We start from the raw sequence: 13997 nt of genomic DNA on the forward strand, positions 1-13997 counted from the left end.
AATGGGTGTCCGGATTAAAACGGAATGACTGTCCGGATAATGCCGGAATAGGTGTCCGGTTTGCTCCGGCGCATGCACGACAATATCCGCTCATGTCACTTCCTAGAAGATGTTGCTACTGAGTTTGATGTCCAAGGGCTTGAGCTAGACTGGTGTCTGGTTGGATGGGATGCAGACTATCGTTATATTGATAAACGATTTGAGCATTGGCGCTTCAAAGGCACTAAGTGGCAAAAACGTAACAAAGAGCAAGATAAACGCTATCTAGAGAATGCTTACCGAGTACTGCTGACGCGCGCACGACAAGGCATGGTGATCTTTGTACCAGAAGGAAACGACGGCGACCCAACTCGCCCATGTAGCTATTACCAACACACCTACCAATACCTTCTGCAGTGCGGGTTCCAAACCTTACCTGTAAGTTGATAGCTAAAAGTAGCAGCTTAAACTTTTAAAAATACCGCTAGTTTACTGAACTAGCGGTATTTAATAATAACTAGTGATTAACGATCTATCTTTGGCGAGTAAAGTGAATAGGCCGTGATCTGCCCTGCCACAATTGCTGAAAACATGAAGATGGCAGACAAGCCGATATTAGGGATAGGCAAGATAGATTGCTCGAATACTGATTGGCTCGCGCTAATCAACACCCGACTGCCGGGAACCAGAATAATGATCCCCTGCACAATATAAATAGAGCCGGTTAGATTAAGCAACTTGGCAATTTTAGTGCCATACAAGGTGATCAACACGGTTGTCACCCAAGTGCCCACTACCCAGTCGCCACCAAAGCCCAAGTACATCGGCCCCCACATCCCTAATACCGCAACCGGTAGCCCAAGCAAAATATCTTGTGGGCGGGCATTGAAGATCACCCCGATCGACGTTGAAATCAACATCAAGCCAAAGACATGCAGCCATAGGGGAATTTCATTGGTGTACGGGATAGTATCCACGGGGCCCCACCAAGCCTCACCAATGCTCAAACCAATCATCACCCCGATAAACAGCTTGAGTAGGGTTAGCATACTTTGCCCGAGCAAAGCGGTCCCAGAGACCAAATCATTGAATGCCAAACACTCCAATGAGTTAGCAATCGATAATCCGGGTACAAACAAGACTATCGAAGCAATACACAGCGCCCAAACAGGCACATTAATGCCAAGGCTCACAATGAAGGCAACAAACAAACCGGTTATCAATGCCGCTATAAACTCAACAGCAATTGCACGGCGGCCATGGCAAATCAACTGTACTAACCAAACCATCAACCCAAGCAAGGTGGCATACCCAACCGCTTCTAATGTACTACCTACCAACAGAAGATAAGCTGGGGGGATCCCCATATTGGCCAATGCTGCAACCCATTTAGGGTAGTGAAAGTCTTGCGCTGGTTTTTCTTTACGAGGTTGATTAATACGGTCAATGGTATTGGCCAGTAAGGCGAGGTCAATAGAGGCGGGTTTGTAGCGCTTTAGAACGACGGTATCTCTCTTGCCAAGAAACTGATAGTTAATCGAGGTTGGCATGGCCTGCACCATGACATCCGCATCATATTTTTTTGCATAGTGCTGGGTATACTTTTCCACCTTGTAGGGTGGGCACCCACAGCGATGCAACGTATCCCCAATTTCTACAACTTTATTGATGATGTATTGTGAAGTCATAGTCAGATCAGAGTGAGTCAAAAACGCCTGTAAGGTAACAAATAAGTGCCACAGTTACGAGTGAGCGTAGTCTCAGAATGAGCATTGCATCTATGCTTTTTCACCCGTAATAAGTTTTAGCAATTTCATGCTACTAAAACTTTGAAATATATATGCAAATCATCATTCAAAAGCCGTGTAGCACGCTTACTATCACCACCTTTAAGATCCCTAATAGTCAGCAGCTTAACTCGAACATAAGTTATCACTAATAACATTGATGGACTGCCCCTATTCATGGAATGATGCTAGCCGCTCATTATTTGTAATCATTCATTTCTTACTAAGAATCATTGAGCAATATCATAGTTATCCAATAATCAATTCCATACGCTTTATCTCCTATCACAATAAAGCCAATGGAGCCGGTCAATGAAATCCCCTACAACAAAAATCAAGGCACTGACACCAATCAAGCCGCTGCTCTTTACTGCAATGACGGTTTTCATCGCCTCGTTCTATATTTCTCCACTACACGCGCAAGATCTGGATGAGATATTGGAGCAACATAATGTGGAGGTGATGAAAGAGGTAGCGACTATTCAGGCCCAAATGGATTTGCTCTACAACAAGGACGAGCTAAGTGAAGAAGAAACTGAGCAGCTCTTTCTACTCGAAAACCTAATGGATGAGTTCTACGAGACATTGATGTAAACCACGACACTTTTTACCCTAGGCTTCAAATCATACGAGTAAGGACTTGGAGCCATCCCCTTAACGACTCCCCCACACCTCCCCAACCACGACAGCACATTTCCCCAACACCCCAGAACAATACCCTTAACATTTTAGGTTTTATAGTGATTACACCCACGATATTGGTGAACAGATCAATGTTAGTTCAGCCAGTTCACGTAATATGGCTGCCATAACGGAGGTGCTTTAAATGGCAAATATCAATCAGGACCGTCTGGTCCAACACTTTATTGAACTGGTTAAAATCGACAGTGAGTCGTGCAACGAAAAAGCGATTGCCGAAACACTGGCCGAGCAGCTAGGTGAAATGGGCTTTGACGTACAAAAGCTTCCTGTTCCTGCTGAGATCTCCAACGGCTTCAACATCTACGCCAAACTAGAAGGCAAGCTGGAAGGCACAATCTTGCTAAGCTGCCACATGGATACCGTTACTCCAGGTAACGGCATCGAGCCAATTATCGAAGACGGTATCATCCGCTCGAAAGGCAACACGATTCTAGGCGGTGATGACAAATCAGGTATTGCAGCCATTATGGAAGCGGTGCGCTCGATCAAGGCTGACGGTGCAGAGCACCAGACTATCGAGTTGGCGTTCACTGTATATGAAGAAGGTGGCCTACACGGTTCGCAGAACTTCGACATGAGCAAGGTAGAGTCGTTAACCGGTATCGTATTCGATTCAGGCGGCCCTATCGGTACTATCATCACGACGGCACCAGGCCAGCAGAACCTGAAGGTGAACATCACCGGTACGCCAGCCCACGCCGGCCTTGCTCCGGAAGAAGGGATCAATGCCCTGACGGTTGCTGCCGATGCAATCACCAACATGAAGCTATCTCGCATCGATGAAGAAACCACCGCAAACATCGGTGTGGTAAAAGGTGGCCAGGCGACGAACATCGTCATGCCTGAACTATTTATCGAAGCAGAAGCGCGCTCACTGGATGACGACAAACTACAAGCGCAAGTCGACCACATGATCAGCACATTTGAAGCAGCGGCTGAAAAGCACGGGGCGGAAATCAACATTGCGTCTAAGCGCGCTTACAACGCTTACCGCATTGCCGATAATGACTCGCATGTTGAGCAGATCAAAGCGGCTTTCGAAGCCAACGGCATCGAGCCTATGACCAAGCCAACGGGCGGCGGCAGTGACGCAAACATCTTCAACAGCAAAGGCCTGAAGACGGTGAACCTGTCTACCGGTATGGCGAAGGTGCACACGACGGAAGAGTTCATCAAAATTGATGACATGGTAGAGATCACCAAGTTCTTGTATACCTACCTAACTCGCTAATCCCTTTTAAAGAGGAAGGTCCACCTTCCTCTTTATTCCCTAAAAGCATACATGTTTGACTCACCTCTCCTGGAGCGTTTTGGCGCTTTGTTGCTGTTTATCGTAAAAAACCAGCCAACATGAGAGAAATTCATAATTAAAACCAATACAACAAAAACATTTCATTAAGCTTAGTCACCCCATTATCCATAAACATATAAAAACCCATTAAAGCATTATTTTTCATAACCTTAAAAAAATAACAGAGAAATTTACAGCACCTTTATCTCTGTTCACCACCTCGCCATACACGCTACAAAAAGTGATCTTAGTCCAACAAAATTAACGCTTGGATCTTATTTCAATTTACGAAAATTGTTCCCTTTTTTGCCCATCTTGAAAAAAACTGATATGCCCATAACGAAACCAATCGCATTTTTTATACCTGCCAGATCCCGAATCGATTGTTATCAGTACAATCAATATGACATTTAAGAATGCGTTTTTGCATCAGACCATTTATCAGCAGGAAGCTAGTGAGTATGGAATATTTAGAACGAATTAAGCGATTAGCTAAAATCCAAGGGATCAGCCAAAAGCAATTGGGCGAAGCTCTTGATCTTCAGCAAGGGACAATGAGCCGTAAGCTGTCTGGTAAATACGGTATTGAAGTTCGCGAACTGGAGAAAATTGCCGAGGCACTGAGCACGTCAATCAGTTATTTGCTAACAGGCCAAGTGGATACTGGCACTCAAGCCACGACGACGATCAACAACAACGTTGATCAAGGTACCACCAGCACCTATATCCCAATCATCCACCGCAAAGACTTCATGTCTTTTCGCAGCGGCGCTTCGGTGGATGTGATCAGCAAGCGTGCCATCCCTCAGCACATGTTGCGTGAAGATTGTCTGGGCCTATTGGTAGATAATGAAAACATCTCACGGTGTGCACCTGTGGGTAGCTATGCACTTGCCACTAAAACCGCGGTTTACCAACCTAAGCAGCCGGTATTCGCCTCTGTTCGTGGTAGCGAACCTGATTTCTACCACATGACACAGCTTGCCGACGGTGTCGTATTCTCAACCTCGCAGCCTGATTTCCCTAACTTGTTTGTCAACAACGGGGAGTTCCAGATCCATGGTTTCATCATCCAGTCAGACTGGGCATACAACCGTTAATCACAGGTAACATAAGCCCTGTTGATTATGCCAATTTGGCGGCGTGACAACACGCCGCCAAATCATATACCAAGCTGAGTAATATTCAGTCCTATGAACAGACTAATATTCAGTTTGGTATTAGAATAGTAAGCACTCAGATAATGGATGTTTGCTATGCCTAAGATTATTGTCGCTTCAACCAATCCCGCCAAGATTTCAGCCGTTGAAAATGCCTTCAACCACACCTTTCCCGGCGAGCAGTTTACAATTGAGGGGATCAGCGTGAACAGCGGGGTCCGCGACCAGCCAATGTGCGCAGACGAAACCTTGCAGGGTGCAAGAAACCGCGTAAGCAATGCCCGTCAAGCGGCGCCGCAGGCAGACTATTACGTTGGCCTAGAAGCCGGTATCGATGGATCTTTTACCTTTGCCTGGATGGTGATCGAAAACGGTGAAACCCGCGGTGAAGCACGCTCGGCATCACTACCGCTTCCCCCACAGGCTCTGGACAAACTACACCAAGGCGAAGAGCTGGGTGATGTGATGGACGAAATGTTCAACCAGACCAACATCAAACAAAAAGGCGGTGCGATTGCGATGCTAACCAACCACCTACTCAGCCGTAGCTCGGTCTACCAACAGGCATTGATATTGGCTCTTATCCCATTTATTCACCCGGTATTATTTTCAAAATAAATTAATCGCTATATCGGTCAGCTTCCGAGAAAAAAAAGCCTCCTGAACTTCGCGTTCAGGAGGCTTTTTTTTCAATTGTATGCTCTCAGTTGTGAGGGCTTTGCTCTTTAAGCAACGCGGATAACCACACCTTGATATCATCATCATGGTGCTTGAGCTCATTAGAGCCCCGGGTGATGGTTGCCACCCCGACCCCCAGCAGTTCACTGATCTTACGTTGGCTACGCTCGCCATTGAGCAGTTCATGTAGAATATTAACCCGGGAAAGTAACACCGACCGTTCATCGGGCGTGAGCAACAGCCTTAACAAAGTATCGTCTTTCTGCTCTGTTGTTGCCTGGCGCAAGATATCAACCACTTGTCGCCACTCGGTAAATTCCGGGGTTTCTTGGCTATTCGACATGTCATCCTCATTTGATGTACTCGTTCTCGAGTACTGATTCTATCCCTTTAACCACCGACAACCTAGCCTTTGTGTAAAAAAAGCTAATACTTGGTGTTGATCTCATTTTCGGTCAGCAATGGGACTGGGCTTTGGGTCAGGTCGCCATAATAGATTTCAAACATAAGTATATTCTGGACATAGCCCCGGGTTTCGTTGAACGGAATAGCCTCGATAAAGGCGTAGACATCCAATCTGCCATCCGTACCTTTGCGCCAGCGCGTCACACGACTCGGCCCTGCATTATAAGCGGCAAAGGCGAAAATACGGTTGTTGTCATATTGCTCGAGCATCATTTTCAAATAACCGCTGCCAAGGCGAATATTGACGCCAGGATCAAACAAGCTGCTTTTCCCTTCGTAGTTACGCCCCAGCTTCTTGGCCGTTTCTTTGGCCGTAGCTGGCATCAGTTGCATAAGCCCACGCGCACCGACAGGTGAAATGGCCTCGATATTGAGTGCACTCTCCTGACGGGCCAATGCCATCATGGTGGTGACCGGTAATTCACGCTTCTTGCTAAAGAAATCAAACCACCATTTATGGGCAACCGGGAAGCGTAGTTCGATGTAATCCCATAGCTGGCCGGAGATTGTCGCCTGTACCGCAAGATGGTGCCATTTATGGGTCGCCGCATAGGCAGCCAAGGCCACGATTTGGTCGTTGTCCATCCCCCTTAACAAATAATGCCACTCACGGTTGGCCGCCAGCAATTTGTCCACGGCGATAAGCTCTTTGACCCGTGCAAGGGCCTTTGCATATTCCTTGATATCAGCCTGACCATCACCCGCTGTTTTTACCGGGTAAGTGATTGGCTTGCCCAGCACCGTCGCTGCCGCGGCACTGTAGAAATCGCGCTGACCCAAGATCTGGGTGTACTTTTCCGAAGCGAGTTCTTTGTTGCCGTCACGCTCTGCCAAACGCGCCTGCCAGAAAGTCCAGCGAGTGCTCTGCTTGGCCTTATCAGGCAAGCGGTTCACCCACAGCTCAACCTCGTTCCATTTGTCTTCCCGCATAGCCTGACGAATACGGCGTTCAAGCAAACTGACATTGCTGGTTTTTGCCAATACTTTATCCCGCCACTTCTGCAGCGGTTCATCATCGGTTGCCATCAATCGGCTGGCGGTATAATCAGCCAGTGACTGGCGCTTGGCTTCTTCTAAATGCTGGCCCTGCACCGTTTTGTCATACTGCTTCACCGCTTCTTTTATATCGCTGCGCACCAGCTTTTTGTAGGCCAACACGGTCAGGTTCTGATTGAGCGGCGTCACTTTACTGCGCTTGGAAAAAGCGGCGACACCTTGCGGTTTGTCGTAAAGTTCGAGCACCGCCTTACCGGCTTGCTTGCTCTTGGCACCTAGCTGCTTGTTGAGGTAATTGAGCCGGGCGCGGTTACCTTCGGCATACACCAACAGCATCCGTTCCAAAACAAGCGCATCGGTCCGCTTACCCGCCTTTTGCCAAGTGTTGAGCAACGGATCGCACGCATCATGGGTCGACTTACCGGTCAGCCACAATGTATTCGCCCCTTGCCAAGCCACATCCTTGTTACCAATTTTGCTTTGGGCGTAATAATAATGGCAGCGCAGTACTTGGCTGCGTGGCGGCAACGGCTGAACATCGACAAAATTCTGCCAACGCTCGGTGGCTGCAAGGTGGGTCAGATAGCGATCCTTGACCGTGGTGCTAAATGGCAAGGAGGCATATTGCTCAATGAATGCCTCCACCTCACTGGGTGATTTGTCATACAGGGTCTGAATAAACTCGCGGTAATCAAGATAAGGCGTAAGAGGGTAGTCATCCAACTTACCACGCAGTTTCTTGTACGCGGCCTCATCTTTTTCCTCAAGAGAAACTTGGGCCTGCTCATACCATACACGTTGCTGCTCCAGCGTCGATGCTCGCATCAAAGGCGACATCAACAAGCCAACAAACAGCACAAGACCTGAAAATACTCTGACGTTGTTATTGCTAGACACAGCACCCTTCCATTCGTTGCCCATATTGATTCAGGTCAAACAACCTGTGTGTTTTATTGCATATTAATTCCATCTCTACAAGCCTCTGCCACCAGCAAAAGCACTGCCGTGTCCAATAGGCAGCCCATTATTGAGCGTAATACCAATTTGCACTTTTTAATAATTGCATTATTCGCCTTTGCTACCGCGGGCCAAACACCATCCATGCAGCACAGCAGAAAATTAACATGACGATATTGCAAAGAGATAACGCAAGAAACTGTACGGGCAGCACAAAGGTGTGTACAGAGTGGTATCTTATCGCTCACTTGGGCCACTAATTATGAACATTGCTGTTAAACTTATGTCCAGAACAGGTAAAATACCCCCTTCATTTAGTTTAGAGATCGCAAACGGATATGGCTGAATACGTCTATACCATGTCGCGCGTGGGTAAAATCGTCCCACCTAAGCGTCAAATCCTAAAAGATATTTCATTGAGCTTCTTCCCTGGCGCCAAAATTGGTGTACTCGGTTTGAACGGCTCGGGTAAATCAACCCTACTGCGCATCATGGCAGGTATCGATACCGATATCGAAGGTGAAGCGCGTCCACAAACAGGCTTGAAGGTAGGCTACCTACCTCAGGAACCGGTACTGGACGAAGAGAAAACCGTACGTGAAATCGTTGAAGAGTCGGTGGCTGATGTTAAACATGCCCTTACTCGCCTAGACGCTGTCTACGCTGCTTACGCAGAACCTGATGCAGACTTCGATGTGCTGGCCAAAGAGCAAGGCGAACTTGAAGCGCTGATCGAAACCAAAGACGGCCACAACCTAGACATGCAGCTTGAGCGTGCCGCTGATGCCCTGCGCCTGCCAGAGTGGGATGCGAAAATCCAACACCTGTCAGGTGGTGAGCGCCGCCGTGTTGCTATCTGTCGCCTGCTACTCGACAAGCCAGACATGCTGCTACTCGATGAGCCAACGAACCACCTTGATGCTGAATCTGTGGCTTGGCTTGAGCACTTCCTGGTTGATTACAGTGGCACCGTTGTGGCGATTACCCACGACCGTTATTTCCTCGATAACGCTGCAGGCTGGATCTTGGAACTTGACCGTGGTGAAGGTATTCCATGGGAAGGTAACTACACCTCTTGGCTAGAGCAGAAAGATGCCCGTCTAAAGCAGGAATCATCCCAAGAGCAAGCTCGCCAGAAAACCATCGCCAAAGAGCTAGAGTGGGTTCGTCAGAACCCGAAAGGCCGTCAGGCGAAATCAAAAGCACGTATGGCGCGCTTTGAAGAGCTAAACACCAGCGATCACCAAAAGCGTAATGAAACCAATGAATTGTTCATTCCGCCAGGTGAGCGTTTGGGTGACAAAGTCATCGATGTAACGAACCTAACCAAATCATACGGTGATCGTGTTCTTATTGATGATCTGTCATTCAGCATGCCTAAGGGTGCGATTGTTGGCATCATTGGTGCGAATGGTGCAGGTAAATCAACCCTCTTCAAGATGTTGAGCGGTGCTGAGCAACCTGACTCTGGCACCATTGATATGGGGACGACTGTAAGCCTAGCCTCTGTTGATCAGTTCCGTGACAGCATGAACGACAACAACACCGTGTATCAGGAAATTTCTGAAGGCTCGGAAATCATCCGTATCAACAACTACGAAGTCCCTGCTCGTGCATACGTATCGCGCTTCAACTTCCGTGGTAGTGATCAACAAAAACGCATTGGTGATTTGTCGGGTGGTGAGCGTAACCGTGTTCACTTGGCGAAGCTTCTGAAAGCAGGCGGTAACGTACTGCTACTCGATGAACCAACCAATGACCTTGACGTCGAGACGCTTCGCGCACTAGAAGAAGCACTGCTTGAGTTCCCGGGCTGTGCCATGGTGATCTCGCACGACCGTTGGTTCCTTGACCGTATCGCTACCCACATTCTTGACTACCGTGACGAAGGTCAGGTTAACTTCTTCGAAGGTAACTACACCGAATACACGGATTGGCTGAAGAAAACACTGGGCGCACAAGCGGCTGAGCCACACCGTATCAAGTACAAGCGTATTGCTAAGTAACTCACTTACCGTCCGCTAGAGACCAAAAGGGCTGCATCATGCAGCCCTTTCTTTTACCTGTCATTTAGCACCAACCTACAATGCTACCCGCTCAAACGCCGTGAGGGCTTCCTGCAGATCTTCCACCGCGATAATTTCAATCCCCGGGATCTGACGGCTGGCATTGGCTTTAGGCACAATGGCTCGAGTAAAGCCCTGCTTGACCGCTTCGCGGATCCGCTCCACCCCGTTGGCTGCTGGCCGGATATCGGCATTCAGGCCAATCTCACCGAACACCAATACATCCTGCGGGATAGGGGCGTTTTTGAAACTAGAGAAAATAGACAATAACACCGCCAAATCCGCTGAGGTCTCTTCAATTTTGATCCCCCCGACACAGTTGACGAAGATATCCATATCAGACAGCATGACCCCGCCATGACGGGCGAGGACCGCTATCGACATTGCCAGACGGTTATTGTCGTAACCCACCGTCAGGCGACGGGGATTCTCGGTCACCGAGTTGTTGCACAGCGCCTGTATTTCCACCAGCAACGGACGAGTTCCCTCCCACAGCGTGGTACAGGCTGAGCCCGCATGGTTCTTGTCCGAACGGCTAAGGAAAATCGCCGACGGGTTCTTCACCTGTTTCATGCCCGTCTCGGTCATGGCAAAGAAACATGACTCAGAATCGGCACCGAAGCGGTTCTTGGACGTACGCAGTACCCGGAACTTCTCATCCGCCGTCGACGACAGGGCAAATAAACCATCAACAATATGGATCAGCTGCATCGGACCCGCGACGTTGGAATCTTTATTGATGTGACCGACAATCATAAACGTTACGCCTTCGGTCTTGGCAAACCGCGTCAACGCTGCCGCAGATTCCTTAACCTGACTCGGGCTCCCTGCTGCCGAATCATTGTGCGCAACCGTCATGGTCTGGATTGAGTCAATAATCACAAATTCAGTTTTCTGCGCCCGAATATGTTCGATAATCGCTTCCACCGACGTTTCGGCCACCACATTGATATTATCGAGATTCTGGGTTCCCAATCGCTTGGCCCGTTGCGAGATCTGATGGATCGATTCCTCACCCGACACATACAGCGACGATTTCGAGGCCGCTACCGAGCCGATACTCTGGAGTAGCAAAGTAGACTTGCCGGCCCCCGGATCACCACACAGTAGCAGTACAGAGCCCGGTACGATACCGCCACCAAACACCCGGTCCAGCTCGGAGATACCGGAGCTGTAACGAGGCAAATCTTTGGTTTCGACCTCTGACAATTTCTGTATCTTGGTCGTAGCGCCGGCATAGCTGCTTGTGCCAGATGCTGAACTCCCACCCAAGGCGGATCGTGTTTTGGGAACTGTGAACTCAGTGATCGTATTCCATGCCGCACACGCGCTACACTGACCCTGCCAGCGGGGGAAGTCTGCGCCACAATCACTACACACATAAGCCCGCTTGGTTTTTGCCATGATTCACCTTGATATATTTGGTTAAACACATCCCGAAGGGATGTAGAATAGGGGTACCTGCAGGTTGCAAAAAACTCAACGCTTCAGGAAATACGCCGATAATAAACGAATAATGAGATAATCAAAAATAACTATGGTGCTTGACGATTACAAAGGACTGATTGAAAGACTAATCCCTGTTTACGATAGCGAGGATTTTAACGACGTCTTCCAGATGCTGACCGAAGGCGAAGACGGCCCAACCCGGCTGCAGTTGAAAATGGAATTAAACCGCATCATGTCGCCTTGCCTGAAGGCCGTGGACCTACGCGGCCGCGTTCAGGGGGAGTGTCGCCCCTACCAACTCAACGGCCGCCAGCACTGGCTCGATGATGTGGCGATCAATACCTACCACAAGCGGATCAAAATCTTTGGTAACCAGTTCAGGGTCGGCCTGTACGAAGCGCTGATGAACACCCGCAACAACTTCCGGGTAATGCACCAGCAAGGAAAACTGCAGCCCAAACCGGTCGCCCAAGCGGCCTCGCAGTCAGACAACCCGCTTGTGGCACCGCTGCTTCGTTTTGGTCACTACCTGACCCGTAACGAGAACCGCTGGCAAATTGCCACCCAAGCCGTGCTGGAACTACCATTGAGCCAGACGGTCAATGGGATCAGTGCCGATCTATCTTATTCCGGTGCCAAGTTCAAAGTCCCTGCCGCGTTCAACTATAAGCTCGGTATGAACATAGTCGTGCGCTTTCCTGCTCTGGCCGAGAAGTTGAATGACCCACGCTTAGTCAAGGGTCTGAGTTACCGGATCCTCGGAATTGACGAAAATCCGGATAACGACAGCTACAAGTGGCTTCGCCTGAAACTGTTAAGTGACAATACATTAATTAAATCGGTGATTGATCAGGGCCTGAACCAATCCCAAAACCGAACTCGGCACAACCACGATGACAAAGTCATCCAAATCCGTACCCGTGGTTACGAGCATTGTTTTCTCAAGCACAGTACCAGCCTACCGGTGTTTCTCTCCGATACCCAACTGACCTACTGCCTGCTGACCCAATACAATCGCCATATCTGGGCCCATTGGCACGATGAACGGAACCAACCTGTCCTCAACCACTTAATTTCACAAGAGCGCTTGGCCAGCCTAGGCAAAGCTGGCCTGAAACAGTCCAGCACACTGCTGTACAGTTTTATTCACGAACATGATGGTAAAACCTTCTTCTATTCAGCAGCCCTGCCAGAGATGAATACCGAGCAACGTCGCCTATTCTGGCATGTAGGAGCGCAACGTGATAGCTGGCGGGTAATGCGTCTGAGCTTGCAGCCTATCGACCAAGAGGATATCGATAGCCTCAAGCAAATTGCGCCTGATATGGTCGACAAGCTAAGCACCTTGACCCATGTCGGGGTATTGCAAGATCTTACCAACCACAACGCCCAGCAAGATTACCGCCTGAGCGTCAAACCACAACTACCGAGCAAGGCCCTGCAGGTATTCCGCCATCCTCGCAACCCGGTATCAGCGGCCAAAGCGGTGTATTTTGATCCACGGCCACAACGAAGCGAAGACCGGTATTTGTTCGATACGCCTATCACCCTGTCCACCGCGGATAGCCAGACGGTCACAGGGCAGAGCATTGATTTTTCTACTCGTGGGCTGAATATCAAACTGGCGACTCCGTTAGCACTGCACCGTGATGAGCAGGTGGAGGTCTCATTCCCCGGCTTGCAAAAAAGCAATAAAAATAGCCCATTGAGTCACGTCCCCTACCGCGTCGTCAGGATCAGCCCTGACTACTGCAATATCCAGCTGACGACAGGATCCGGGCAACAAGCAGCACAAAGCGAGCATTTCCTGCGTAAGCTCATTCTGCACAACGAAAATAAACTGGAGATGACCGAGGAGAAATTGCCGCAAGGAGAGTTGTTGCTGGCCATGCACCAAATGCTACTGACCAAATTGAAGACGATTCCGTACTTTGCCGAAAAAGTTGACCACAAGATCAAATTAAAGGCGGTTGGCTGTAACTTCCCTCCTCCGCCGCCGATCAAACTGTTCAACCAACTCGCCGGCGGAAAAGGTTGCTCACTGGAGCCATTATTTCGCAACCGGGTAAAACAACTGCTGTCTGAAACCATGCGACCAATTGAGATCAACCAGCCCTTCATCCATGAGATCTATCTGGCGATTGAACAACAGCCGGGCCACCCCCTGCGAATTGATGCCAAGCTGCTTGATGAATTCCGTACGATCGAAGAGCGGATCAACTATATCAATCACGCCAAAGCGGCCGGTAGTTTTATGGCACTCAGGATCACGGCCGCCCCGGTACTGAGCCCAATGACGGCTTTGATAGGTAAAGAGCTCGGCGAGCTTGCCCGACTGGTATTGCACCGGGCAAGATCACTGGAACAAGAGCTCAACTCGGTTATCGGCAGTGGCGAGATCCTAGATATCACCGATGAAGTGCTGATCAGGCTCGAAATAAGATAACCAACTCGCTTTCTTTGGTGC

At 49.1% G+C, this 13997-nt stretch carries 11 protein-coding genes; 7 read left to right on the forward strand and 4 right to left on the reverse strand.

The features are described from left to right. Positions 1-72: 72 nt before the first annotated feature. On the forward strand, positions 73-426 hold the full coding sequence (locus ACVA53_RS06340; RefSeq protein WP_446504724.1) for a DNA/RNA helicase domain-containing protein: 354 nt from the start codon (positions 73-75) through the stop codon (positions 424-426). Positions 427-503: 77 nt separating this feature from the next. On the opposite strand, the gene ACVA53_RS06345 is transcribed toward ACVA53_RS06340, so the two are convergent. Next, entirely contained in the window at positions 504-1667 is a 1164-nt protein-coding gene (locus tag ACVA53_RS06345) for a threonine/serine ThrE exporter family protein (protein WP_255044678.1), read from the reverse strand. Between the two features lie 411 nt (positions 1668-2078). On the opposite strand from ACVA53_RS06345, the gene ACVA53_RS06350 reads away from it, so the two are divergent. The 4 genes from ACVA53_RS06350 (at position 2079) to yjjX (ending at position 5537) form a co-directional block, all read left to right on the forward strand. After that, entirely contained in the window at positions 2079-2360 is a 282-nt protein-coding gene (locus tag ACVA53_RS06350) for a hypothetical protein (protein ID WP_446504725.1), read from the forward strand. A gap of 232 nt (positions 2361-2592) precedes the next feature. Further along, a complete protein-coding gene (locus ACVA53_RS06355; protein ID WP_446504726.1) occupies positions 2593-3699 on the forward strand; it encodes a M20/M25/M40 family metallo-hydrolase in 1107 nt (368 codons plus the stop codon). 521 nt (positions 3700-4220) lie between these two features. Beyond that, a complete protein-coding gene (locus tag ACVA53_RS06360; protein ID WP_255044675.1) occupies positions 4221-4859 on the forward strand; it encodes a helix-turn-helix domain-containing protein in 639 nt (212 codons plus the stop codon). 156 nt (positions 4860-5015) lie between these two features. Continuing rightward, a complete protein-coding gene (gene yjjX, locus ACVA53_RS06365) occupies positions 5016-5537 on the forward strand; it encodes an inosine/xanthosine triphosphatase (RefSeq protein WP_255044674.1) in 522 nt (173 codons plus the stop codon). Between the two features lie 85 nt (positions 5538-5622). On the opposite strand, the gene trpR is transcribed toward yjjX, so the two are convergent. Beyond that, a complete protein-coding gene (trpR, locus tag ACVA53_RS06370; protein WP_255044673.1) occupies positions 5623-5940 on the reverse strand; it encodes a trp operon repressor in 318 nt (105 codons plus the stop codon). Between the two features lie 83 nt (positions 5941-6023). Then, positions 6024-7955 carry a murein transglycosylase gene (gene sltY, locus ACVA53_RS06375; RefSeq protein ID WP_446504727.1) on the reverse strand — a complete coding sequence of 644 codons (1932 nt, stop codon included), beginning with the start codon at positions 7953-7955 and terminating at the stop codon, positions 6024-6026. Between the two features lie 398 nt (positions 7956-8353). On the opposite strand from sltY, the gene ettA reads away from it, so the two are divergent. Next, the gene (ettA, locus tag ACVA53_RS06380; RefSeq protein ID WP_255044672.1) at positions 8354-10021 is read left to right on the forward strand and encodes an energy-dependent translational throttle protein EttA; all 1668 of its coding nucleotides are present in this window, start codon (positions 8354-8356) and stop codon (positions 10019-10021) included. 75 nt (positions 10022-10096) lie between these two features. Here ettA and radA read toward each other — a convergent pair whose 3' ends face one another. Then, the gene (radA, locus tag ACVA53_RS06385; protein ID WP_255044671.1) at positions 10097-11485 is read right to left on the reverse strand and encodes a DNA repair protein RadA; all 1389 of its coding nucleotides are present in this window, start codon (positions 11483-11485) and stop codon (positions 10097-10099) included. Positions 11486-11618: 133 nt separating this feature from the next. Here radA and ACVA53_RS06390 point away from each other — a divergent pair, with 133 nt between their 5' ends. Continuing rightward, the gene (locus ACVA53_RS06390; protein WP_446504728.1) at positions 11619-13976 is read left to right on the forward strand and encodes a PilZ domain-containing protein; all 2358 of its coding nucleotides are present in this window, start codon (positions 11619-11621) and stop codon (positions 13974-13976) included. Positions 13977-13997 lie beyond the last annotated feature (21 nt).

The sequence above is a fragment of the Photobacterium sp. DNB23_23_1 genome (assembly GCF_052873815.1).